The 23,547-nt window shown below is 57.3% G+C and carries 25 protein-coding genes and 1 pseudogene; 14 read left to right on the plus strand and 12 right to left on the minus strand.

The annotated features are described in order from the left end of the window. Positions 1 to 114: 114 nt before the first annotated feature. Positions 115 to 708: a hypothetical protein gene (locus ALB80_RS16465; protein ID WP_050605193.1), complete on the minus strand. Its 594-nt coding sequence runs from the start codon at positions 706 to 708 to the stop codon at positions 115 to 117. Between the two features lie 97 nt (positions 709 to 805). Next, the gene (locus ALB80_RS16470; protein WP_050605194.1) at positions 806 to 3,154 is read right to left on the minus strand and encodes a DNA topoisomerase IV subunit A; all 2,349 of its coding nucleotides are present in this window, start codon (positions 3,152 to 3,154) and stop codon (positions 806 to 808) included. Positions 3,155 to 3,359: 205 nt separating this feature from the next. Here ALB80_RS16470 and ALB80_RS16475 point away from each other — a divergent pair, with 205 nt between their 5' ends. The 6 genes from ALB80_RS16475 (at position 3,360) to ALB80_RS16500 (ending at position 7,717) form a co-directional block, all read left to right on the plus strand. Continuing rightward, a complete protein-coding gene (locus tag ALB80_RS16475; protein WP_253276897.1) occupies positions 3,360 to 4,007 on the plus strand; it encodes an SH3 domain-containing protein in 648 nt (215 codons plus the stop codon). 69 nt (positions 4,008 to 4,076) lie between these two features. Next, positions 4,077 to 4,904: an SDR family NAD(P)-dependent oxidoreductase gene (locus tag ALB80_RS16480; protein ID WP_050605195.1), complete on the plus strand. Its 828-nt coding sequence runs from the start codon at positions 4,077 to 4,079 to the stop codon at positions 4,902 to 4,904. Between the two features lie 77 nt (positions 4,905 to 4,981). Continuing rightward, positions 4,982 to 5,185 (plus strand): twin transmembrane helix small protein, encoded by a 204-nt coding sequence (locus ALB80_RS16485; RefSeq protein ID WP_050605196.1) that lies wholly within the window; start codon positions 4,982 to 4,984, stop codon positions 5,183 to 5,185. After that, positions 5,186 to 5,758 (plus strand): cob(I)yrinic acid a,c-diamide adenosyltransferase, encoded by a 573-nt coding sequence (locus tag ALB80_RS16490; RefSeq protein WP_050605197.1) that lies wholly within the window; start codon positions 5,186 to 5,188, stop codon positions 5,756 to 5,758. It abuts the gene before it with no gap. A 271-nt stretch (positions 5,759 to 6,029) separates the two neighbouring features. Continuing rightward, positions 6,030 to 6,788 (plus strand): electron transfer flavoprotein subunit beta/FixA family protein, encoded by a 759-nt coding sequence (locus ALB80_RS16495; RefSeq protein ID WP_050605198.1) that lies wholly within the window; start codon positions 6,030 to 6,032, stop codon positions 6,786 to 6,788. Beyond that, positions 6,788 to 7,717 (plus strand): electron transfer flavoprotein subunit alpha/FixB family protein, encoded by a 930-nt coding sequence (locus tag ALB80_RS16500; RefSeq protein ID WP_050605199.1) that lies wholly within the window; start codon positions 6,788 to 6,790, stop codon positions 7,715 to 7,717. Before ALB80_RS16495 ends, ALB80_RS16500 begins: the two co-directional genes overlap by 1 nt. 53 nt (positions 7,718 to 7,770) lie before the next feature. Here the strand turns inward: ALB80_RS16500 and ALB80_RS16505 are convergent. Next, a pseudogene (locus ALB80_RS16505) lies at positions 7,771 to 8,573 on the minus strand (DUF6473 family protein). A 164-nt stretch (positions 8,574 to 8,737) separates the two neighbouring features. Here ALB80_RS16505 and ALB80_RS16510 point away from each other — a divergent pair. Further along, positions 8,738 to 9,613: a 3-hydroxybutyryl-CoA dehydrogenase gene (locus tag ALB80_RS16510; RefSeq protein ID WP_050605200.1), complete on the plus strand. Its 876-nt coding sequence runs from the start codon at positions 8,738 to 8,740 to the stop codon at positions 9,611 to 9,613. A 49-nt stretch (positions 9,614 to 9,662) separates the two neighbouring features. Here the strand turns inward: ALB80_RS16510 and ALB80_RS16515 are convergent, their stop codons facing one another. Genes ALB80_RS16515 through ALB80_RS16545 form a run of 7 tightly spaced genes read right to left on the minus strand, consistent with a single transcriptional unit; the run spans position 9,663 to position 15,084 of the window. Beyond that, positions 9,663 to 10,562 (minus strand): lysophospholipid acyltransferase family protein, encoded by a 900-nt coding sequence (locus tag ALB80_RS16515; RefSeq protein WP_050605201.1) that lies wholly within the window; start codon positions 10,560 to 10,562, stop codon positions 9,663 to 9,665. Between the two features lie 40 nt (positions 10,563 to 10,602). Then, on the minus strand, positions 10,603 to 10,872 hold the full coding sequence (locus ALB80_RS16520) for an HPr family phosphocarrier protein (RefSeq protein ID WP_050605202.1): 270 nt from the start codon (positions 10,870 to 10,872) through the stop codon (positions 10,603 to 10,605). Positions 10,873 to 10,888: 16 nt separating this feature from the next. Continuing rightward, positions 10,889 to 11,281, minus strand: a complete 393-nt coding sequence (locus ALB80_RS16525) for a PTS sugar transporter subunit IIA (RefSeq protein ID WP_050605203.1) — start codon at positions 11,279 to 11,281, stop codon at positions 10,889 to 10,891. Further along, positions 11,278 to 12,159: an RNase adapter RapZ gene (rapZ, locus tag ALB80_RS16530; protein ID WP_253276898.1), complete on the minus strand. Its 882-nt coding sequence runs from the start codon at positions 12,157 to 12,159 to the stop codon at positions 11,278 to 11,280. The genes ALB80_RS16525 and rapZ overlap by 4 nt, the downstream gene beginning before the upstream one ends. Beyond that, the gene (locus ALB80_RS16535) at positions 12,156 to 12,626 is read right to left on the minus strand and encodes an HPr kinase/phosphorylase (RefSeq protein WP_050605205.1); all 471 of its coding nucleotides are present in this window, start codon (positions 12,624 to 12,626) and stop codon (positions 12,156 to 12,158) included. The genes rapZ and ALB80_RS16535 overlap by 4 nt, the downstream gene beginning before the upstream one ends. Positions 12,627 to 12,629: 3 nt before the next feature. Further along, complete coding sequence (locus tag ALB80_RS16540; protein ID WP_050605329.1) at positions 12,630 to 14,321, minus strand: sensor histidine kinase; 1,692 nt, start codon at positions 14,319 to 14,321, stop codon at positions 12,630 to 12,632. A 58-nt stretch (positions 14,322 to 14,379) separates the two neighbouring features. Continuing rightward, complete coding sequence (locus tag ALB80_RS16545; RefSeq protein WP_050605206.1) at positions 14,380 to 15,084, minus strand: response regulator transcription factor; 705 nt, start codon at positions 15,082 to 15,084, stop codon at positions 14,380 to 14,382. Between the two features lie 342 nt (positions 15,085 to 15,426). On the opposite strand from ALB80_RS16545, the gene ALB80_RS16550 reads away from it, so the two are divergent. The 3 genes from ALB80_RS16550 (at position 15,427) to ALB80_RS16560 (ending at position 18,271) form a co-directional block, all read left to right on the plus strand. Continuing rightward, positions 15,427 to 17,025, plus strand: coding sequence for a phosphoenolpyruvate carboxykinase (locus tag ALB80_RS16550; RefSeq protein ID WP_050605207.1), 1,599 nt, complete (start codon positions 15,427 to 15,429; stop codon positions 17,023 to 17,025). A gap of 280 nt (positions 17,026 to 17,305) precedes the next feature. Further along, a complete protein-coding gene (locus ALB80_RS16555) occupies positions 17,306 to 17,692 on the plus strand; it encodes a hypothetical protein (protein WP_253276899.1) in 387 nt (128 codons plus the stop codon). A gap of 24 nt (positions 17,693 to 17,716) precedes the next feature. Then, positions 17,717 to 18,271 (plus strand): hypothetical protein, encoded by a 555-nt coding sequence (locus ALB80_RS16560; RefSeq protein WP_253276900.1) that lies wholly within the window; start codon positions 17,717 to 17,719, stop codon positions 18,269 to 18,271. A 4-nt stretch (positions 18,272 to 18,275) separates the two neighbouring features. On the opposite strand, the gene ALB80_RS16565 is transcribed toward ALB80_RS16560, so the two are convergent. Continuing rightward, positions 18,276 to 19,040: a sulfite exporter TauE/SafE family protein gene (locus ALB80_RS16565; protein ID WP_050605208.1), complete on the minus strand. Its 765-nt coding sequence runs from the start codon at positions 19,038 to 19,040 to the stop codon at positions 18,276 to 18,278. A 144-nt stretch (positions 19,041 to 19,184) separates the two neighbouring features. Between ALB80_RS16565 and ALB80_RS16570 the strand changes: the two genes are divergently transcribed. From ALB80_RS16570 to ALB80_RS16580, 3 genes are all read left to right on the plus strand, one after another. Next, the gene (locus ALB80_RS16570) at positions 19,185 to 20,876 is read left to right on the plus strand and encodes an acyl-CoA dehydrogenase family protein (protein ID WP_050605209.1); all 1,692 of its coding nucleotides are present in this window, start codon (positions 19,185 to 19,187) and stop codon (positions 20,874 to 20,876) included. Positions 20,877 to 21,113: 237 nt separating this feature from the next. After that, a complete protein-coding gene (locus ALB80_RS16575) occupies positions 21,114 to 21,668 on the plus strand; it encodes a hypothetical protein (RefSeq protein ID WP_050605210.1) in 555 nt (184 codons plus the stop codon). A gap of 37 nt (positions 21,669 to 21,705) precedes the next feature. Beyond that, entirely contained in the window at positions 21,706 to 22,098 is a 393-nt protein-coding gene (locus tag ALB80_RS16580) for an META domain-containing protein (protein ID WP_050605211.1), read from the plus strand. Here the strand turns inward: ALB80_RS16580 and recO are convergent. Then, positions 22,082 to 22,807 carry a DNA repair protein RecO gene (gene recO / locus ALB80_RS16585; RefSeq protein WP_050605212.1) on the minus strand — a complete coding sequence of 242 codons (726 nt, stop codon included), beginning with the start codon at positions 22,805 to 22,807 and terminating at the stop codon, positions 22,082 to 22,084. The genes ALB80_RS16580 and recO overlap by 17 nt on opposite strands. Positions 22,808 to 23,001: 194 nt before the next feature. On the opposite strand from recO, the gene ALB80_RS16590 reads away from it, so the two are divergent. Further along, positions 23,002 to 23,253 carry a hypothetical protein gene (locus ALB80_RS16590; RefSeq protein ID WP_050605213.1) on the plus strand — a complete coding sequence of 84 codons (252 nt, stop codon included), beginning with the start codon at positions 23,002 to 23,004 and terminating at the stop codon, positions 23,251 to 23,253. Positions 23,254 to 23,547 lie beyond the last annotated feature (294 nt).

Genomic DNA, 23,547 nt, shown 5'->3' on the forward strand with positions numbered 1-23,547 from the left:
TTCCTCAGGCGCCCTTTTGCGATTTGGGGGACCCTTGGTCCCGTGGTTACATCTGCGCGCGCGAGATATTTGGTTCAAAGGGGAAAATCAAGCACATCCTGCCTGAAAAGCGAGCTAAGACGCCGGATTTTGAGTGAGTTCGACAGATTCCAGCGGCTGGATCAGGTCAGGCCGTCGGTCGAACCAGCCGTTTTCCTTGTGTTCTTCGGCCAGCCATTCTTCGACTCGGTCGGCAACTTTCAGTGCAAGACCGTCCATTTGCTCTTCTCTCGTGCGGGTGTGACCCGAGCCGGCCAGAGCACTTTCACCGGTTGTGTCTTCAAGAACCTGAAACTGTTTGCCCTTGGCCAGGAACTCTTTCTTGCGGACGTCGTAGACGTTCACCAGAACAATTGCCGTGCTTTTTGGATTATAGATCACGGGCACGCCGGGAGGGGCCAGCATATAGCCTTCAAGACTGATACCGATGTCATATTCCTGTGCGCCCACGTAGCGACCCAGACGAATGTCCACCGCGTTTTGAATGGCATCCTCCCACTCCTTTGGAGTGGCGTCCCGCGACACCGGTCCTTTTTTTGCTTTTTCAGCAAAAGCGTAATTCACGCGCAGTTTGAATTCCCCAAGGCTCTCGGGTTCTTCGTAAACCTGCGTCTGTGTACACGCGCCCATCAGGGCCAATCCGGTAATCAGGGTCAGAATTCGCAACATGTGTCTCTTCTCGATAGGCCTGTTTTACGGGATGTAGCGCACCGACACGGCCTGTGCAAAGTCGTATCGGCAGAAATTGACTGTTGTGGCCGCCAGATCACGAAAACTTATAGTCCCGTGGGAAGCCATAGGGCGGCTTTTTCCCGACGCTCGCGCGCTTGGCCAGCCACTGGGTCATATCCGCCTCGTGTCTAGTCTTGTCACCACCCATTGACCATTTCAGGCCCTCTTCCCAATTGAAGGTCGTAATATCCGACAACCCGCCATCCAGTTCCAGCGTGCCCTGTCGCCCCCGCGCCATGTTGTATTTCTGCAGTCGTACGCCCTTGCCGCGAGTCATCTCGGGCAGCTCTTCTGCCGGGAACACAAGGAACTTGCCGTTCTGAGACACCACGGCCACATGGTCCCCTGCAACCGGTTTGCAGATCATCGCCGTTTCGCCGCTTTTGACGTTCAGCACCTGTTTACCGTTGCGGGTCTGGGCCAGTACGTCATCCTCGGGCACCATGAAGCCATTGCCAGCATCTGACGCCACCAGCAGTTTGCGCCCCGGTTTGTGGATCAGGATGTCGATGATCTGCGCTTCGTTCGGCAGATCGACCATCAGACGCAGCGGCTCTCCCATGCCTCGCCCACCGGGCAGGTTCGCGGCGCTGAGCGTGTAGAATCGCCCGTTCGAGGCAAACACCAGCAAGCGGTCGGTAGTTTCCGCATGGAAGATGAAACGCGGGCCGTCGCCATCCTTGAATTTCAACTCGCGCTTCAGGTCGATATGGCCGGTCATGGCGCGAATCCAGCCCATCTGAGAGCAGACAACCGTGATCGGTTCTTTGTCGATCATCGCCTCAAGCGGCACTTCCTCGACCTGACCCGCCTCGGCAAATTGAGACCGACGCGCGCCGCCTTCGTAGTCTTTGCCAAAGGTCTTCTTGGTCTCTTTCAGCTGCTCTGCAATCTTGGCCCATTGCAGTCCTTCGTCGGCCAGAAGGTCTTCGAGGTTGGCGCGTTCCAGCATCAGCTCGTCGCGCTCACGCACCAGTTCCATCTCTTCCAGACGGCGCAGACTGCGCAGACGCATGTTAAGGATGGCGTCGACCTGAACCTCGGACAGCTCGCCCTCGCCCGGTTTGGGCGAGACATAGTCGGCCTCGCTGGTCGCGCGGACGTGGTCGATGCCCCAATCCTCGCGCATCAGCGCGGCCTTGGGGTCGTCGTCGTAGCGGATGATGTCGATCACACGGTCGAGGTTCAGGAAGGCAACGATAAAGCCCTCCAACACCTCCAAGCGATGGTCGATCTTGGCCATGCGATGACGCGATCGGCGCAGCAGCACCTCTTGCCGGTGATCAAGGAAGGCACGCAGAACTTCCTTCATCGAGCAGACCTTGGGCGTCACACCGTCGATCAGCACGTTCATGTTCAGGCTGAACCGCACCTCAAGGTCCGAGTTGCGATAGAGCATCCCCATCAGCACCTCGGGGTCCACGTTCTTGGAACGCGGCTCGAGGATCAGGCGGATGTCATCAGCAGATTCGTCCCGGACATCGGCGAGGATCGGGATTTTTTTGGTCTGGATCAGTTCCGCGATCTTTTCGATCAGCTTGGATTTCTGAACCTGATAGGGGATCTCGGTGACCACAATCTGCCACTGACCACGGCCCAGATCTTCGACCTCGAACTTACAGCGCAGGCGGAACGACCCGCGCCCGGTGCGATAAGCCTGCGCGATATTCTCAGACGGTTCGACAATGACACCGCCTGTGGGGAAATCCGGACCGGGGACGTAGTTCAACAGCGTATCGTCGCGCGCATCCGGCGTCTTGATCAGATGCAGACAGGCGTCGCAGAGTTCCGAGATATTGTGCGGCGGAATATTTGTCGCCATCCCTACCGCGATACCGCTGGACCCATTGGCCAGCAGGTTCGGAAACTGCGCAGGCAGCACGACCGGTTCGGTCAGTGTGCCGTCATAGTTGTCGCGGAAGTCGACGGCGTCTTCGTTCAGACCCTCAAGCAGCGCTTCGGCCACGATGGTCATCCGCGCTTCGGTGTAACGTGAGGCCGCCGGGTTATCGCCGTCGATATTGCCAAAGTTCCCCTGCCCGTCGACCAGCGGGTAACGGACGTTGAAATCCTGCGCCAGGCGCGCCATCGCGTCATAGATCGCAGCATCGCCGTGCGGGTGATAGTTACCCATCACGTCGCCCGAAATCTTGGCCGACTTACGAAATCCTCCGGTTGCACTTAGTCGCAGCTCTCTCATCGCATAGAGGATTCGCCGGTGAACCGGCTTCAAACCGTCACGCGCGTCGGGCAAGGCCCGGTGCATGATGGTGGACAGAGCATAGGTCAGATAGCGTTCGCCAATCGCGCGGCGGAGCGGTTCGGCTACCTCGCCCCCATTCTCAGGGGCCTCCATGTTGGGGTCGTCGATGGTATCGTTCATATATGATGTGATACGACGCAAGCGCGTCTTGGTAAAGCAAGCAGCAGGTATTTAGCTGGGGACAAGTCGCGCTTTTTGCAACAGGGGGAGACAGGTGGTTGTTTTCCCCCGTTTTTCGACTCATCGCTGAAAATATGGTAAGCTTTCATCAATTGAACTGCTGCCTTTTTATTGATGTTACGATTACCATTGGGGGATGGCCACAATGCGACTGTTGCTAGTTACCTTTGCCGCTCTTGGCTGGACCTTTTACGTGATGAGTGGAGGTCCCGAATTCGAACCGCGCGGCGTACGTGAAGCCGAACCAGAACGTGTTGTTGTTGCGCCGAAACCAGTCCGCCCTGTTATCGAAACCGCACCAGCGACGAGCCTGGTAACAAAAGCATCCATCCAGCCCGAACATGTACCCTTACCTTCATCCGAACCCACAGTGGAGCCGGATGAAGCCACGGCCCAACTGGGTGAGGAGGAAACCAAAGCACTGCTGTCGCAGGTCGCAGCAGGGCTGAGGGCGAATCCTTCGCTTTTTAGCGATGAAAACGTGACCCTGACCTTGGCTTCTCTGGAAGAAGGCGTGTCTTCGCTTGAACAGGTTGCGACCGATGCTGAATTGCCAACCGTTGACCTGCCCGCGCCCCTTGAAGCCCCAAAAGACATTCGCGAGATTTCGGGCACCCGCGTAAACTTGCGCGACGGCCCTGGGACCATCTACCCAATCATCGGCAAGGCTCGCATTGGCCAACAGGTCGAAGTCTTGAGCGAATCGGGCACAGGGTGGTTACGCCTACGCGTGTTGCCCGAGCAACAAGTTGGATGGATTTCGGCATCACTTGTCCGGAAAACAACAAACTGACGTCCGAGCATCATTGCCCTGCCACAAACCCCGCCATAGCTATGGGTGGGGTTCAGGTTCGGAAGGCTCATGCAGAAATCGATACTCATTACAGGATGCTCTTCTGGAATAGGCCTGGATGCAGCACACGGAATGCGTGCACGCGGCTGGCGTGTCTTTGCGTCCTGCCGTCAACAACGCGATTGCGATCGTTTGCGTGCGCAAGGCTTTGAAAGCCCCAGGATCGACTATACAGAAACCGAAAGCATCACGTCAGGATTATCATCTGTGCTTGAGGCCACGGGCGGTACTCTGGATGCCTTGTTCAACAACGGCGCCCATGGTCTGCCAGGGGCCGTTGAAGACGTTCCAACAGACGGATTGCGCCATATCTTTGAAACCAATGTCTTCGGATGGCATGAGCTGACACGCCAAGTGATTCCCGTCATGCGGGAACAGGGCCATGGCCGAATTGTTCAGTGTTCTTCGGTTCTGGGCCTTGTCGCCTTTCCCTGGCGCGGAGCCTATGTAGCCACCAAATACGCCATCGAGGGCTTGACCGATACGATGCGGTTGGAGTTGCGCGATACCGGGATTCACGTCGTCCTGATCGAACCTGGACCAATCACTTCGAAACTCAGGGAAAAAGCAATCCCGATGTTCGAAAGATTCATTGATTGGGAAAACTCGGCCCTACGTGCAAAATACGAAGCCTCGCTGTTGAAACGGCTCTATGAAAGCAACGGCCCAGATCGATTCGAGCTGCCCGCCTCGGCCGTGACTGACAAACTGGCTTACGCGGTAGAAGCCCGGCGCCCGAAGCCGCGCTATTACGTGACGACGCCGACCTACATCGCCGGCGTTCTGCGCCGAGTTTTGCCCACCAAGGCCACCGACCGCATACTGTCAGACATCTGAGACGAAATTTCCCGTTCGCTTTTTGACGCCCTGACGCTAGATGGGGCATAATCGAAAAAACCGGACGGTGATTTGTAATGGACCTTTTGATGGTCGTTCTGCTTTTGGCCATGGCGGCGGTTGTCGTTGTGTTGGCCTTAGGCATCGCGAATTTCGGCAAAGGCGGCATGGAAGCCGCAAAGAAAAGCAACAAGATGATGCGGCTGCGCATCCTCTTTCAGTTCATTGCCGTGGTGCTGATCGTGCTTTTCGTCTATCTGCGCGGACAAGGGGTGCAATAAATGGTCGTTCTCAACAAGATTTATACGCGCACGGGCGACGACGGCAAAACGGCCCTGGGCAATGGTGAACGCGTGGCCAAATACGCAGGCCGCGTTGCCGCCTATGGCACGGTGGATGAGTTGAACGCCTTTGTGGGCGTGGCCCGGTCTGAAGCCGAAGGTGAAGTCGACGCAGCATTGTCTCGCATTCAGAATGACCTGTTCGATTTGGGCGCGGATTTCTGCCGTCCCGATATGGATAAGGATGCCGAGGCCGACTATCCGCCCCTGCGCGTCGTACCTTCTCAGATCGACCGGCTCGAGGCCGAGATTGATGCAATGAACGAAGCGCTGGAACCGCTGCGCAGCTTCATCCTGCCCGGTGGCTCGCGTCTGGCCGCGCAACTGCACGTGTGCCGCACCGTATCGCGCCGGGCAGAACGTCTGGCCGTCGAACTGACGAATATAGAGCCCGTCAACGCCGTAGCTGTCAAATATCTCAACCGGCTGAGCGACTGGTTCTTTGTGGCCGCTCGTTGCGCAAACACCAACGGGAAAGACGACGTTTTGTGGGTTCCGGGCGCGAACCGCTGAAGGCGGCGCGGTGGCAAGTGGACACCGTAGCGACCGGAAAGGCGAAGCCCCAGCCAGAAGGCTGGGCGTGAACTGCTGACTACGAAATACCAATTCTGCGGGTAACAATCTTTCGCCTCAAAGCAAAAAAATTGCGAAACGCGACGTCCCGGCGGCATGACGTGACGATTTTGCTCTGTTGCGCCACTGCGGCAGGCGCTATCTAGTCCCTCGAGAGCATTGGTGGAGTCGCCTTCGCGGCTTACCGTTTTTTTGAGGAGAAAGCGCTACAATGAAGGTACTGGTGCCTGTCAAGCGCGTGATTGACTACAATGTGAAGGTCCGCGTGAAAGCGGACGGTAGCGGTGTTGATCTCGCCAATGTCAAAATGTCGATGAACCCGTTCGACGAGATTGCTGTTGAAGAGGCGATTCGCCTGAAAGAAGCAGGCAAGGCTGACGAAGTCGTTGCTGTTTCGATTGGTGTGAAGCAGGCGCAGGAAACCCTGCGCACCGCGCTGGCCATGGGTGCAGACCGCGCCATCCTGGTTGTTGCGGCTGACGACGTACACACTGATATCGAGCCTCTGGCCGTGGCCAAAATCCTGGCCAAAGTGGTTGAGGAAGAGCAGCCGGGCATCGTCCTGGCGGGCAAGCAGGCGATCGACAACGACATGAACGCCACTGGCCAGATGCTGTCGGCCCTGCTGGGTTGGTCGCAAGGCACCTTCGCGTCCGAGCTGGACATCGAAGGCGACGCTGCCCGGATCACCCGCGAGGTGGATGGCGGTCTGCAAACCATCAGCGTCAAGATGCCGACCATCGTGACCGTCGATCTGCGCCTGAACGAGCCGCGCTATGCGTCGCTGCCCAACATCATGAAGGCGAAGAAAAAGCCGCTGGACGAGAAAACCGCCGCCGATTACGGCGTCGACGTCACGCCGCGTCTGGAGATTGTCAAAACCGACGAACCCCCGGCGCGCGCTGCTGGTATCGTTGTCGGCTCGGTCGACGAGCTGGTCGAGAAACTCAAAGAAGCGGGGGCTGTGTAATGGCTGTACTTCTGCTTGCCGAAGTCAACAACGGTGAACTGGCGCTGGATGCGACCGCAAAGGCCGTGACCGCTGCGAAAGCACTGGGTGACATCACCGTTCTGGCCGCTGGTGGCTCTGCCGCCGCTGCTGGGGAAGCCGCCGCCAAGATCGATGGCGTGTCCAAGGTTCTGGTAGCCGAGGACGCATCGCTGGGTCACCGCCTGGCGGAATCAACCGCAGCCCTGATCGTAGGTCTGGCTGATGGGTACGAGCATATCGTTGCCCCTGCCACCACCGACGCCAAGAACGTGATGCCGCGCGTGGCCGCGCTGCTGGACGTCATGGTAATCTCGGATGCATCCGGCGTGGTCGATGGTTCGACCTTCGAGCGCCCGATCTACGCGGGCAACGCGGTTCAGACGGTGAAATCGAACGACGCCAAAAAGGTTGTCACCCTGCGTACCGCCAGCTTTGACGCAGCGGGTGAAGGTGGCTCGGCGGCGGTTGAAACCATCTCGGTCGGCGACAACCCGGGTCTATCGTCCTGGGTCGAGGACAAGGTCGCCGAAAGCGACCGTCCGGAACTGACCTCGGCCGGTGTTGTTGTCTCGGGCGGCCGTGGTGTCGGTTCGGAAGAGGACTTCAAACTGATCGAGGGTCTGGCCGACAAGCTGGGCGCTGCTGTAGGCGCATCACGCGCCGCTGTTGACTCGGGCTATGCTCCGAACGACTGGCAGGTAGGTCAGACCGGTAAGGTAGTTGCACCGGACCTGTATGTCGCTGTTGGCATCTCGGGCGCGATCCAGCACCTGGCCGGCATGAAGGACTCAAAGGTCATCGTGGCGATCAACAAAGACGAAGAAGCACCGATCTTCCAGGTCGCCGACTTCGGACTGGTTGCAGACCTGTTCCAGGCCGTGCCGGAACTCACCGAAAAACTCGGCTAAAGCCGAGATTTTTGACAACACATCTTCAAAGGCCCGCCAAAAGGCGGGCCTTTTCAGTTCAGGTCGCGCAAAACAGGTAACAGTTTCCCGGCAATCTCTCTGTGCGCAGACGGGCCGATCACATGCTCAGCCATCGGCTGTTGCAACGTCCCAAACAACACGTCCTCCAACGCGTCTGACTCCGCCGCCACGCGAACCGAGCATTCAACAACGCTGGTACAAAGGGGCCGAAGCTGTTCGATCATCGCGGCATCCGGTAAGACAGGATCGCTATGCATACCCGTCCGCCTCTGCACATGCAGCCAAAGCAGAATGACCGGCGGCTTTATGCGGCGTATCAATTCTGAACAAGCGCGCAACCAAGCGTCTCGCAACTCTTGCGCGACAATTTCGAAACGGGCGTCTTGGTTAGTGCGCAGCCGATCCAACAGATGCCGCACGAAATGGACTTCCGTGAAATCGACCTCCGGATATAGTTGTACCAGATCGTGCGAGGGCTCCAAGAAACGATCATTGCGGCGCGGATGCACCCGGTAGAACCGGTTCGACTGGCACGGCAGATCGGGTGCCTGCAATACGCAAATCTCTGACGCTTTTACCAGCTTCAACAGTGCCGGATCCCCCAGCATGGCCTCAACACCACAAAAAAGGCTGCCGAAATTGATGCAGGCAGCTTCAACCGTTTCCCAAGCTCGGCTGGAAACGGATGCTCCACAAACCGGCCAAAGGTTTCCTCTCCCCCCAGGCAGGCCACATATGGCTTGCCCAATTCACCCGGTGGGCCCCTAAACCACAACTTGGATCCCATGTATTGACAGGCGGCCTCTCCTCCGCCGCCAGATTGATGAAAGCTCATATCAAGCCCCCCATTTTCTCACCCGGTTGCCATCTTGCGGCCTCAGGTGTTGAGAAAACCCTAATGCGCGCATTTGAAGCGAAATTGACAGGTTCGATCCCCTTGCCGCCTGCCCCGCTCTGCCGATACTGTCGCGATAACCTTCAGGGCAGAGGCAGCTGGACATGGAAATACAATCGATCGGAGTAATTGGCGCGGGTCAGATGGGCAATGGGATTGCCCATGTTCTGGCATTGGCGGGATACGAGGTCTTGCTGAACGATGTCAGCCAGGACGCGCTGAATAACGCCGTGACTATTATCGAAGGCAACATGGCGCGCCAAGCCTCTCGCGGCAAGATCAGCGACGACGACATGCAGGCCGCCTTGGAACGGATCGCGACTACGTTGGAACTGCCCCGTATTGGTCAGACCGATCTGGTCATCGAGGCCGCGACAGAGCGGGAGACAATCAAACAGGCAATCTTCGAAGACCTGCAACCACATCTGCTGCCACATACGATTTTGACGTCGAACACATCGTCCATTTCAATCACACGCCTGGCCAGCCGCACCGACCGGCCAGAGCGGTTCATGGGCTTTCACTTCATGAACCCGGTGCCTGTCATGCAACTGGTGGAACTGATCCGCGGCATTGCCACCGACGAAGAAACCTTCAGCGCCTGTAAGGTCGTGGTCGATCGCCTTGGTAAAACGGCCGCCAGCGCCGAAGATTTCCCGGCCTTCATCGTCAACCGGATCCTGATGCCGATGATCAATGAGGCCGTTTATACGCTGTATGAAGGCGTCGGAAGCGTACAGTCCATCGACCAATCGATGAAGCTGGGCGCGAATCATCCCATGGGGCCGCTGGAGCTGGCGGATTTCATCGGACTGGACACCTGCTTGGCAATCATGAACGTCTTGCATGATGGGCTGGCCGATACCAAGTACCGCCCCTGTCCGCTGCTGACGAAATATGTCGAGGCTGGCTGGTTGGGCCGCAAGACCGAACGTGGATTCTATGACTATCGCGGTGAGATTCCGGTTCCGACCCGGTAGTTCGGGGGCCAGCCCCCAACCCGGGATAATTAGCCCGAAAGAGCGCTGATCAGGGTTTGCTTGATTTCACCAGACCCATGGTGTGGTTTCTGAGCCAGGTCATGAAACCACGCGGGTCGCGCTCTAGCAGTTCCATGTCCTGATCTGAGATCGGATCGCCGATGACTGGCGACTGCGGTTTATTGCAGGACCGGACGATCTCATGCAGCAGCAGACCCTGTCGCAGGATCGGCGACAATTTGTTGGCGATCTGGTACGAGCGCGAGTTTCTGCCCGGGAAGAAAATCGGCACCACCTGCGCGCCCGAGCGGCGGATCATCTTGGCCGTGAACACGTTCCATTCCCGCTCGATAGCAGGGCCAAACCAGCTGTCCGAAGACATCACCACACCCGACGGAAACAGGGCCACTACACCGCCGTTCTTCAGGTGTTCCATGGCCTTACCACGCATCTCCAGCATTTTGGCCTGTGCCTCGGGGTCGTGCGGGAATGGCACCGGGATCATGAAAGATGTCGCGGCCTCATCAAGACCGGTCAGGACCGAGCGGGTCAGAATACGATAATCGCTGCGCACCTGTCCGATCAGCTCAGCCAGGATCATACCGTCGACCATACCGTGCGGATGGTTGGCAACAACCACGACAGGGCCGGTTTTGGGAATGCGGGCAATCTGTTCTTGCGGTGTGGTCAGGTCGATTCCCATAGTTTTGAGGGCACCACCCCAAAACCGCTGGCCGCGATAGTATTCGTTCTTTCTTTCGAACTTGTTGACCATGCGCAGAATGGTCAGCTTACCAGTGCACCATTCGATGGCCCGAATGGCGGTCGAAGTCCAGGCATCGTCAAACGAGTTCGCATAGGTCAGAGTTCTACGGTCGTAGATCTCGCCCTGATCTGCGGTCCCATCCACCACCGGGCTTGTCTTGGTCTCGTGCGTCGTTTCCGCCAATTCCTGGTCTTCCCGTTCTTCCTGTCCCGGCGGGGTGGCTTTAGAACCCCTCTCCGAACTTGTCGTTCACAAGCGTTTCCAGAGCTTCTGCCAATGCCTCAGCATCCGGCCCGGACGTCTCGACGTCAATAGTTGTTCCGCGCGATGCTGCCAACATCAAAAGACCCATGATACTGTCGCCTGAGGCAGAAAGTCCGTCTTTTGACACCTCGGCATGGGCATCAAACCCTTCCACGACTTCGACCAGCTTAGCCGAGGCGCGGGCGTGCAGGCCCTTTTCATTGATAATTTTAAAGCTTCGGTTGGTCATAGTCGTCAATCCGGTTTCATTCCAATGTCACATTTTGTGCATTTATGTATTTCCGTCCAGCCTCCATGGCCTGACGCACGGCATCGCCGATGGGCAGGTGGCGGCTTTTGGCCAATTTGATCAGCATAGGCAGGTTCGCACCATAAAGTATCCGCCGATCCTGGGGGGTGCAGGCCCTTAGGCTGAGATTCGACGGGCTTCCTCCAAACAGATCTGTGACGACAACAACCCCATCCCCCATGTCTACGCTGTCGGCGGCTTGGCAGATCTCGGCCTGTTTTTCATCGCGGTCGTGCTCGGCTTCGATGGCGATAGCCACCAGACCGGGTTGCTGCCCGACCACATGCTGAGTAGCAGCCAGGTATTCCCGGGCCAATCCCCCATGCGCAACGATCACGATTCCGATCAATCCGACCTCACATTCAACGTCCGGCGTTCCATCTCGCGATGTCTAATTGCCACTTGCTGACCGCCCTCTGCAAGGGCATTTGCGACTGCTTCTGCCATTGCAACAGATCTGTGTTGCCCTCCGGTACACCCAAAGGCCACAGACAAATGCGCTTTGCCTTCGGCCCGAAATGCGGGCATCAACAAGGTCAGCAAATCCATCACGCGGTCAAAAAACGGCAAATAGGTTGTGTCCGATTGCACATAGTGCGCGACGTCCGGGTGTCGACCATCTGCCGCACGCAGTTCTGGGCGCCAATAGGGATTGGCAAGGAACCGGCAATCGAACACCATATCCAGCCCGCGCGGCAGCCCGCGCTTATACGAGAAGGATTCGATCGAGACCGCAAGGTGCCGCCCGCCTTTGGGGGCAAACCAGGTCTCGACCTCTTCGCGCAAATGATGGACGTTCAGAAGACTGGTATCGATCAGCGTATCTGCAATCTCGCGGATCGGGGTCAACAGTTCTTTTTCGCGCTGGATGCCGGTTTCGGGGCCAGCATTTCTTGCGACCGGGTGACGGCGGCGGGTTTCCGAAAACCGACGCAGCAGGACGTCATCGCTGCAATCCAGATACAAAACGGTCAGATCCACGTGCGCCATCCGGCCCAGCTTTTCGGCAAGCTCAATAAATCCGATTGTCGAGAAGTCCCGATTGCGGGCATCAACGCCCAGCGCCATCGGACGGTCGCTGTCTGCACTATCGAGCAGACGCAGTAGCAGCCCCATCGGCAGGTTATCAATGGCCTCAAAGCCAAGATCTTCCAGCACATGGATAGCGGTGGACCGACCTGCCCCCGAAGGGCCAGTGACCAATACGATCCTCCGTTGTGAAGTCATGTTGTCGGCCATTCCGGATTTACACGCCCATCTCTTAGCAACTGCATCAACGCTGCAGCCAAATTGGGGACACCCGCACCCCGAAGCAAGGGAACAGTTTGCCTCAGGACCTGAACGGTGACCTGTTCGGGCAAGCGCTTTGGTTCGCTTTGATCCAGATCCACCACATAATCCAATGGTACCGCCCCGGTCGTCCGGGCCATGAGCAGGCCGATATGACGCGCCTCGATCAAGCCACGGATTTGCGGGACAGCGGATGCGAAGATCTGATCGCCGCGCATTTCAAGGGTCACGCGGTCATCTGCAACAAGCTCTGCGCCATAGGCCATCATCTGCAAAATCAGCCCGGATTTCCCCGTGCCTGAAGCTCCGATAGCCAACATCCCTCGTCCGGCAACAGACACGCAGGAGGCGTGAATACACGCCTTGTCCCGGTCTTTGGCGTCTGACAGCAAAGCGGCTTGCATCGGTTAAACGGGCAACCCCACCACAAAGCGCGCACCCAGCGGATCCGAAGTGATATCGGCCTCGGTCGGGCGGATGTTCTCGGCCCAGATCACACCGCCATGTGCCTCGACGATCTGCTTCGAGATCGCAAGCCCAAGGCCCGAGTTGTTACCGAAATGCTCTGCCGGACGTTGCGAATAGAACCGCTTGAACACTTTGGTCAGTGCCTGCTCGGGGATGCCCGGGCCGGTGTCTTCGACCACGACAAGCACGCGGTTGTCGCGCTGGCGAACCCAGACGCGAATGGCGTCGTTTTCCTCGCAAAAGGATATGGCGTTGGTAATGAGGTTCACGAAAACCTGCGCCAGCCGGGCTTCGAGGCCGTCAATGATGATCGGCTCAGGCGGCAGGTCGGTGATGTAATCGATGCCTTTGGATCGGGCATCTTCACCCAAGTACTGACCCAGATTGCCCAGCAATTTAAGCAGATCAAAGGGCTGCTCTTCTTCCTTGACCAATTCCGCATCCAGACGCGACGCGTTCGAAATATCGCTGACCAGACGGTCCAGACGCCGGACATCATGTTCAATCACGTCCAGCAACTTGTCTTTTTGGTCCTCACGCTTGACCATGCGCAGCGTACCAACGGCAGATTGCAGGCTGGCCAGCGGATTTTTGATTTCATGCGCAACGTCAGCGGCAAACTGTTCGTTTGCGTCTATCCGATTATAGAGCGCAGTCACCATACCGCGCAGGGCGCGGCTGAGCCGTCCAATCTCGTCAGGGCGCGCACTGAGGTCCGGAATGCGGATGCGACCGGGATTGACCCCTGTGCCCCGGTCCTTGCCCATTTCAGCCGCCGCCGCCAGATCCGCCAGCGGGTTGGCGATGGTCGAGGCGAGCACAAGGCTCAGGCCCACAGAAACCAGCAGGGCCACCACGAACATCTGAAGGATGCGTTCCTGTTCGCGGCGCGCAAGCGCGTCGATCTCACCTGCCGGGCCTGTGATGGCAACTGCTCCGGCAAAGCTATTTTCGGATATGATTGGGGCAGCGGCAACGATCACCGTTTCACCAGCCTCGTCCGAAACCGCCTGAACCTGCGCTTGTCCCGCAAGCGCCTGCGGAATGATTGCCTGCACGCGCTGCGCCAATGTCGGGGATTCTGCTTCGGTCGACCAATTAAACAGTTTGGACAAACCGATCCAAACCGCGTTCAACGTGTCGCTGATTACAGTACTGCCGGTCTGCAAGTCAGAATCAGAGCGTAGTAGAACCGGCATTTCGGATGCCTGCGGCGCTCCACGTGTCCAACCGATCAATGTACCACTTGCGTCGTAAACAAAAACTTCACCGCCTTCGGGCAACGTCAGCCCTGAAAGCGTATCTTTGACGTCCAAGCTTCCAGCATTTTGGGGCGTGCTTTGAGCACCTTGGCGAAGCTGGGTTTCAAAGACGTTGCTGACCAGCTGCGCATCGCCCAGCAGATTGCGTGCGGTCTGCTGCACCTTCTCTTTCCGCGAATCGTCCAGATAGAGCAGCCCAGTGACCAGAATGACCAGGGCGATCAGGTTGAAGGTGATGATCTTGCGCGCCAAGGGTGAGCCGCGCAGAGAATACAGGCTTCTCCGGGACCTCTTCTCCCTAAGCTCGGCGGAATCGGAATCTTGGGGGATGACCCAATCATCCCCGAGAACGACATCGCCGTCGCGCATTTCTGTGGCTTCTTCAGTGTCGCGCACGAGAGCCCATTACCTCTTGCAGTCGTCGCGCCTATTCTTCGTTGTACCGGTAACCGATCCCATACAGGGTTTCGATTGCCGAAAACTCGGGGTCGGCCGCGCGCATCTTCTTGCGTAGGCGTTTAATGTGGCTGTCGATTGTTCGGTCGTCCACATAAACTTGATCGTCATAGGCCACATCCATCAGTTGATCGCGGCTTTTGACAAAGCCAGGACGCTGGGCAAGCGCCTGCAGCAGAAGGAACTCGGTCACGGTCAGGGACACATCATTCCCTCTCCAGCTGACCGCATGGCGCAGCGGGTCCATTCGCAAGTCGCCGCGCTCCATAACCTTTGTATCATTACTGTTGGCTGCAACCGCATCACCGGTTGTCGCCTCTTGCCGACGCAGCAATGCCCGGATGCGTTCCACCAGCAACCGTTGCGAAAAAGGCTTTTTCACATAGTCGTCTGCGCCCATACGCAGGCCCAGAACTTCGTCGATTTCATCATCTTTCGACGTCAGGAAGATCACCGGCATCTGCGTTTTCTGACGCAGCCGCTGCAGCAGATCCATGCCATCCATGCGCGGCATCTTGATATCGAGCACGGCCATGTCCGGCAGCTTTTTGTTGAACGCATCCAACGCGGCCTGGCCATCATTATAAGTTTCAACCTCGAAACCTTCGGCTTCGAGCGTCATGGATACGGACGTCAGAATGTTTCTGTCGTCATCCACCAGTGCAATCTTTGACATCGGGCTCACCCCTATTCCTGCTCACTCACGCAATAATTCGCTTATTTGTAAGGCATTGTTGGCGGTTTTAAGACGCCGAATCAATCCGTAACCTCGAATCGTGCCTTTGTTGCGGCAGGTCTGCGGCATATTTGCCTTGATGCCCGCAAAAATCTGCCTGCATTTCGAACATTGAAATTGTGATGGCGCTAAACTCGGACTTGGTTGCGCTAACTGCGTCAACCCGCCTGTTCATGCCCCAAACGACCGTGATAAGAGGCGCCCAGCCGCCGGTTTTCCGGCTCACTGCCCCAATGGCGCTTCCGGGTCACACCCCGTGCGCCGCCACAGGAGAAGACACACATGACATCTGGACGGGTTAACCCGCAATTCCGCCTCGAAGATCAGGGCATCGAGGGTCTGGGCAATGTCTATTATAACTTCATGGAACCGGCGCTGATCGAAGAAGCGCTGAAGCGCGGCGAAGGTACACTTGGCAATGGTGGCGCATTTCTGGTCACGACCGGCAAATTCACCGGTCGTTCGCCCAAGGACAAGCACGTCGTCAAAACCGACAGTGTCGTCGATACCATCTGGTGGGAAAACAACGCCGAGATGAGCCCCGAAGGCTTTGACGCGCTGTACGAAGACATGCTGACCCATATGAAAGGTCGCGACTATTTCGTGCAGGACCTTGTCGGTGGCGCAGACCCAGCATACGCAATCAATGTGCGAATGGTCACAGAGCTGGCCTGGCACAACCTGTTCATCCGCCACTTGCTGCGCAGACCAGATCGTGAGGATCTGGACGAGTTCACCGCAGACTTCACCGTCATCAACTGCCCCAGCTTTCAGGCCGACCCGGCAAAACACGGCTGCCGCAGTGAAACGGTGATTGCCCTGAACTTCGATCGCAAGCTGATCCTGATCGGTGGCACAGAATATGCTGGTGAAAACAAGAAGTCCGTTTTCACTTTGCTGAACTACATGCTGCCCGAAAAAGGCGTGATGCCGATGCACTGCTCGGCCAACCACGCCGTTGGCAACCCGGTCGACACCGCCGTGTTCTTCGGCCTGTCTGGCACCGGCAAGACCACCCTGTCCGCCGACCCGTCACGCGTGTTGATCGGTGATGACGAACATGGCTGGTCGGATCGCGGTACCTTCAACTTCGAAGGTGGGTGCTATGCCAAGACGATTAACCTGAACGCCGAGGCCGAGCCCGAAATCTATGCAACCACCAGCAAGTTCGGCACCGTGATCGAAAACATGGTCTTCGATCCCGAAACAAAAGAGCTGGATTTCGACGACGATTCGCTGACCGCGAACATGCGTTGCGCCTACCCGCTGGAGTACATTTCCAATGCCTCCAGCAGCGCCTTGGGGGGGCATCCCAAGAACATCATCATGCTGACCTGCGATGCATTTGGTGTTCTACCGCCGATCGCGCGGCTGACCCCGGCGCAGGCGATGTATCACTTCCTATCAGGCTTTACCTCGAAGGTTGCTGGGACCGAACGCGGCGTCACCGAACCGCAACCTACCTTCTCGACCTGCTTTGGCGCACCGTTCATGCCGCGTAGGCCGGAAGAATACGGCAACCTGCTGCGTGACAAGATCGCCCAGCACGGCGCGACCTGCTGGCTGGTGAATACCGGCTGGACAGGTGGTGCTTATGGCGTGGGCAGCCGGATGCCGATCCGGGCCACTCGTGCCCTGCTGACCGCCGCACTGGAAGGTTCGCTGCGTGATGCCGAGTTCCGCAAGGATGCAAATTTCGGCTTTGACGTACCAGTCTCTGTACCGGGTGTTGCCGAGGTTCTGCTGGACCCACGCCGGACCTGGGACGATCAGGCCGCGTTCGACAAGCAGGCCGAGAAACTGGTTAAGATGTTTGCTGAGAATTTTGAGCAATACCTGCCGTTCATTGACGACGACATCAAAGCTGTCGCAATTGGCTGACAAGGCGTTGGAAAAGAAAACAGGGGGCCTGTGGGCCCCTTTTTCGATGCCGACGACATTTAGTATTATCAACTAGTGGTTGTATGTAACGAAAAGCACATACAAGTTCGTTGTGTCAAATTGCGATCTAAGGTACCTGTACGTATCGAAGAAACGAAAAAGCCCGGCACATCAGCGCCGGGCGTTGACTGAAAGAACTTTGGGGCTGCTCATATGCGCACACTCACAGCGCTGGATTGAGCAACCTAATCAGGTACCTAGTGTAGGTAAATGGGGATGAGTGTCAACATGGGACCTGCTGATCAGCATTATGGTCAGCGTGGCGCGTATCGTCGCAGAAGGGCGGCAATTGGCACAGGAAATTGTAGGTAAGAACATGACGGAAATCTCGAAGCTCACCGAACTTCGCAAACTGATGCAAAGCATGGAGAGGACGCTGGGTCTGGAAAAACTATCTCCGGTTGAGCGCGATATTTATTACGCCGCCGAAGAGCTTTCCAAATCCGACCAGGAAGTGCGCACGTTTGGTTTGATCGAGCATACTCTGGTCCAAAGCGTGTCACGCCCGACCTTTTTTCGCGCTCTGAAATCGCTGGTGAAAAAAGGGTATCTTTCGCAGAGCGGCAGCGCAAACCGGGGACGGTACATCGTTCATGCACCCAGATGACGCCAGTCAGACACGCGAGGTGCGATGATCGCGCTGCGTGCCTGGGCGATTGAAACGGCAGCGGCCTCGTTGGCCTATGTGGCGGCGTCCGCCCTGACTTTCACCGTTCTGATGCCTCTTCAGAACTTGTATTTTCCGGAATATCCAAGCCGGGCGAGCCTGCTGTTTCTTCCGCATGGTGTGCGGGTTCTCTGTGCATGGCTTTTAGGATGGCGTGCAATCTTTGCCCTATTGCCGGGCGTGTTCATCGTCTTCGCTTATCTGGGGGGCTCGGACGTATTCCTGCCCAGCCGTCTGCTGGCCATTGCCATTGCAGTCACAACGGTTCCGGCAGTGTTCTATTTGTTCAAGGCTGTGGGATGGGATCTGTTCCCGCGCCCTGATCGGAAACCCTGCTGGATTTGCGTCATGGGTGTGGGCGTCATTACATCCGTTCTCGTTTCGGCACTGACCAATTTGGTCTTTGGCAGCGCAACGGTCGAATACATTGCCTTTCTCATCGGAGATATCTCTGGCCTATTCTTTCTGATGCTGGGGCTTTATTTCGCGTTCCGCTTTGTCGACAAGCACCCGGGTTAAGGCATCAGCCCATCAACCCGCGTCGCAGCAGGTTCAAACCAGCCACCAACAACACAAACAGGGTCGCCTTGCGAAAACTGGCCTGATCGATTCGGTCCTGCAGCTTGGTACCGACCCACATCCCCGCCAAAGCGGGAAGGATCAGTATGGCGGAAAACGGAAGTGTTTCTGCCCGCAAGATGCCGGACCCCAGATGAGCGGCAAGCAACAGCACCGCCCCAAGCCCATAAATAACACCTTGAATACGGATCTGTTCCTTTTTGGGCGTGTTCAAGGCCATCAGATAAGCAACTGTTGGCGGCCCCCAAACACCTGACATACCGCCAGCAAAACCTGCCACCCCCCCAATAGCAGCCTCAATTCTGACCGATGGTTGGTTCAGAACAAGCCGGACCCCCAGCACCTGGAACAAACAGAATACCGATACCATGCCACCGATCAGAAGCAGCGAGACGGAACCAGGCATCATTGTGACAAGTTGCGCGCTCAGGACCAACATGAGGCCACCGACGATCAGGAACACCCGAAAGCTCAGGATCGAGGAATAGGCGGCCGCTGCGCCACCGCGCAGGGCTTGAAGTCCATTTGTCACAAGTGTTGGCAAAATAAGCCCCGCCAGGGTCAGCTCCGGGGTAAGAAAGGAATTCAGCCCTGACACCATAACCATGGGCATGGCGAACCCAACGATGCCCTTGATCCATCCGGCGGCAAACGCAACGGCCATGGCAAACATCAGGTCTTGCGGAGAAAGAATGGAAAACAAGGTCATTCCCTCTAGATACCATCTGGAATTTCTTCTGCATTGCAAAAATGATCGAGTAATATTTGAACTTTTTCGCTGCGTAATAAGTATTTTTGTTGCGCTGCACGTGCAGCATGATATGACCAGACGACCGAGGAAAGGACGCGATTCATGGCCCACGACGGACAGGATATGACCGAGATGACAACTGCTGCAGTTTTGCCCGATCTTCTGGATTTGACCCGGACCGCCGTGCCAGCGGTTGACGCGGTGTTCGAAAAAGCCCGCGAGTCGGTGCGTGGCATGGTCACTGCGGATGGTCGCGTTTCCGGCGCATTGATCGAGGCGAACCAGACTGCCGCGCATGGTCTGGCTTGGCTGGCCACCTACGCTCAGTCACTGCAACAGATGCAACGCTGGGCCGAAGCTCTGCAAGCCGATGGTAAATTCGGCGAGGTCGAACAGCTGTTGCACCAGATCGCTTTTGGCGAATATCTGCATCAGGTCGCCGGCGGCATTCCGATGAACCAGGGCGAAGTTGTACGCCTTCAGGATATGGGCCTTGGCTGGGACGCGCTGTCGGGCTTTCAATCGACTGAAGTGCAGACCTTGATGGCGCAGGCCAACTCTCAGGCTGCGCGCAGCCGTTTGGTCGAATTGATGCAGGATCAGGCTGGCGCCACAATGTTCGGCACCTCGGGGTTGGACGAAGAACTTGAGATGATCCGCGACCAATTCCGCCGCTATGCACAGGAAAAGGTCGAACCATACGCCCATGAATGGCACCTGAAAGATGAACTTATCCCACTGGAGATCATCGAAGAACTGGCCGAAATGGGCGTTTTTGGCCTGACCATCCCCGAAGAATTTGGCGGGTTCGGCCTGTCCAAAGCCTCTATGTGCGTGGTGTCAGAAGAGCTGTCGCGCGGCTATATCGGTGTTGGATCGCTGGGTACGCGGTCCGAAATTGCGGCCGAGTTGATCATTGCCGGTGGCACGGACGAGCAGAAAGCCAATTGGCTGCCAAAACTGGCCAGCGCCGAAATCCTGCCCACTGCCGTGTTCACCGAGCCCAACACCGGGTCGGACCTTGGCAGCCTGCGCACGCGCGCTGTGAAGGATGAAAACGGTGATTACCAGATCACCGGCAACAAGACGTGGATCACCCACGCCGCACGCACCCACGTCATGACCCTGCTGGCGCGGACAAACCCGGACAGCACCGACCACCGCGGCCTGTCGATGTTCCTCGCCGAAAAGACCCCGGGCACCGACGAGAACCCTTTCCCAACCCCCGGCATGACTGGCGGTGAGATTGAAGTTCTGGGCTATCGCGGCATGAAGGAATACGAACTGGGCTTTGATGGCTTCCAGGTCAAAGGTGAAAACCTGCTGGGTGGTGAAGAAGGCAAAGGGTTCAAGCAGTTGATGGAAACCTTCGAATCCGCCCGCATCCAGACCGCCGCCCGCGCCATTGGCGTGGCGCAAAGCGCGCTGGATATTGCCATGCAATACGCGATCGACCGCAAACAGTTCGGCAAATCGCTGATCAACTTCCCGCGCGTCTCGGGTAAGTTGGCGATGATGGCGGTTGAGATCATGATTGCACGTCAGCTGACCTATTTCAGCGCGTGGGAGAAAGACCACGGCCAGCGCTGTGACCTGGAAGCCGGTATGGCCAAGTTGCTGGGCGCCCGAGTGGCCTGGGCCGCTGCCGATAACGGGCTGCAGATTCACGGCGGCAACGGTTTTGCGCTGGAATACAAAATCAGCCGCGTTCTGTGTGACGCGCGCATCTTAAATATTTTCGAAGGGGCTGCTGAGATTCAGGCGCAGGTCATCGCACGCCGGCTGCTTGGGTAACTTTTGTCAGCACCCCGTTTCCCCAACTGGCCCGGCCATTGCGCCGGGTCTTTTTCTTGGCTTGGTGGCTTTGCACACACAACCGCCGACAGAATTTCAGCGCGTAGAAAACGGGATACATCCGGCGCACGTCCGCTTTAAGGCGCTCGGCTGTGCAAACTTCCCCTTTGCATCCGTTTTGAACCCCGGTAGAGCACCCAGCGAAACAGGCCCCGGCCGAGGAATGGTGAGCATAAAATGACCCGACAAATTTTTGCGCTTTGGGCGACCCTTGCTGCACTTGTGCTGGGCGGTTGCGCCGTCAGTCAGCCGACCACCACCCAAAGCGATATCGAAGCGCTGGCACAAGCCATCCAGTCGCTCGGGCCCGAGGTTGATCCCGTCGAAGCGCAAAAGGCTGCCACGATCTCCTACACCTACTCCCAACAGTTGGCGCGGGAATGGAACATCACAGACCCAGCTATCATTCACAACGCCAAGATCGCCAACGGCTTTCGCGAGTTTGGCCTGTGCAATGATTGGGCGCAGGCCATGACCGCGCGTCTGCGGCAGGAAAGCTTCCGTACGCTCGATCTGCATTGGGTCACGTCGCCGCCGACGCAGTTCCGTATCATCCATCATTCGGCGTTGATCAGCGCGAAGGGGGATTCGATGTATGACGGCATCATCCTGGACCCGTGGCGGAACAGTGGGGCGCTGTACTGGGCGCCCGTGCGCGAGGATACGAAATACAACTGGAGGCCACGCCTTGAGGTGCGGCAGGAATTGCTGAGCGGCGCAATCCCCTATTGAGGTTTTCGCGACACCCCGAATGGATTAAGACCCTGAAATGATCCGCCTGATCCTGACCCTGCCTCTGCTGGCCCTGTTCCAATGCGAACAGGACGAAACCGTCTCCGCCTATGGCGCAGCTGGGCAGACATGGGTGTTGCAGGAAATTGATGGGCGACCCTATGAGGCCAGCGCCCTGTTGCGCTTTCCAGAAGAGGGTAAGATTGCAGGAAATGCCCCCTGCAACAGCTATGGCGGCACTCTGAACGCGCCCTACCCTTGGTTTGAGATAAAAGACCTGAACGCCACGCGGGCTGCATGTGCAGGGCTTGAGGCCGAAGGGTTTTATTTCGCCGCCCTCTTGGTCATGACCCAGTCCGAAGTATCCGGCGACGTGCTGATCCTGCGCAATGAGAACGGGAATGAGATGGTGTTCACAGCCGCCGAGTGACCTGATCCACGAACCGCGCCCGCGCCTCGGGCAGCGGATTATGCCCCAGCGACGGGGCGACTCGGTTTTCAAGAAAATAACCGGTCGTGCGCAGGGCGTCCGTGATCTCGGTGTCCGGCGCGGTGCCTTCCCCGCGCAAGCAGGGCGGCAAGGGCAACAGCTTGTCCGCCCATTCCCCGGCCCCGTTCGTACTGACGGCGCGGCCCGTTTTGGGTGAAACGTAAACCAACCCTTCTGTCACACCGGTCACGGCGCAAACGGTCAGGTCAAGACCAAAGCCCAGCTCATCCAGCAACGCGATTTCCCAACGCAGATAAGCCAGTGGCCAGATCTCATCCTGCCCCAGCAGGTCCATCAACTGTTCGGTTCTCTTGTAAAGGGCCGGATGCGGTTCGCGTTCGGGCAGGCAAAAGGACAACAACGCCACAACGGCATTGAGCCCGGACAAGGCCAATCGCCCTGAAAATGCCGCCGCCGCGCGGGACCGCAAGGGCTCGACTTGAAAGGTGCCGAGATGCTCTTCCAATCGCGCCCGCCACAGCACATCCAATTGCGCACCAGGTTGTAGAATGGGCGCGACCTTGCGGCTGGTCCCGCCGCGCACCACTCCGGCGTGACGTCCGTGAACCTCGGTAAAGACTTCGATTATCGCCGCCGTTTCACCATGGCGCCGAGAAGTCAGGAGTATGCCGTGATCGCGCCAGTCCAAAACTCAGCCCTGTTGCTGCTTGGGTTGAACCGCAGCAAATCCCATGCAGTGTTCGGGCGCAAGAGTAGAACCTGTACTGCCCCTATCGCTCAGGGCTTTTTTCAGAAACAGCCATAGTTTTGTGACTTCCTGCCAGCCACCTTGTGCGCATGCGCGCGCCGCCCCAACTGCGCTTCAAACGAAGGGGCCGCGCTATGATCGATGACGAACCGCAACCTGTTGCTTATTACGAAGAACGCAACATCTGGACTCATGATCCAACGGAAGCTGACATACATGTCTATGAGACATTTGCCTCGTCCGTTGTCGATCTGGTGCAGGTGCTGGACGACAATAAACTTATGCTATCAAGGGATGTTTACGCCCGGTTGTTCTCAGCATTGCTTCAGATTTCCAGAGTGTTGGGTGAGTACGAAGACGGGTGGAACGGAGAGCACAACGCGTGACCCAAGGCCGTGAGACTGGTGCGGGATCGCACTTATCGCCTTTTTGTTTTTAAGGCCCTGCAGGATATCGCATTCTCACCGCCCCACAAGTGGTTCAATTACGTCCCCAGAGAACTGCCTAACAAGCCTTAAGGCCGCTGCACTAACTATGAATCAGGAAGCAGTCGGTCCAAGGTCTTATCGAAACCCCGCCAATTGCCGAGTTTTATCATCGCAGCAAACTCAAAAAAAAAACGCATTGCTCGATTCCAGTTTTGACACTAATGTTCCCTTTATGTTCTTTGTGGAGGTCTC

This window comes from Ruegeria sp. 6PALISEP08, assembly GCF_001238295.1.
In the GTDB taxonomy this organism is placed as follows: domain Bacteria; phylum Pseudomonadota; class Alphaproteobacteria; order Rhodobacterales; family Rhodobacteraceae; genus Ruegeria.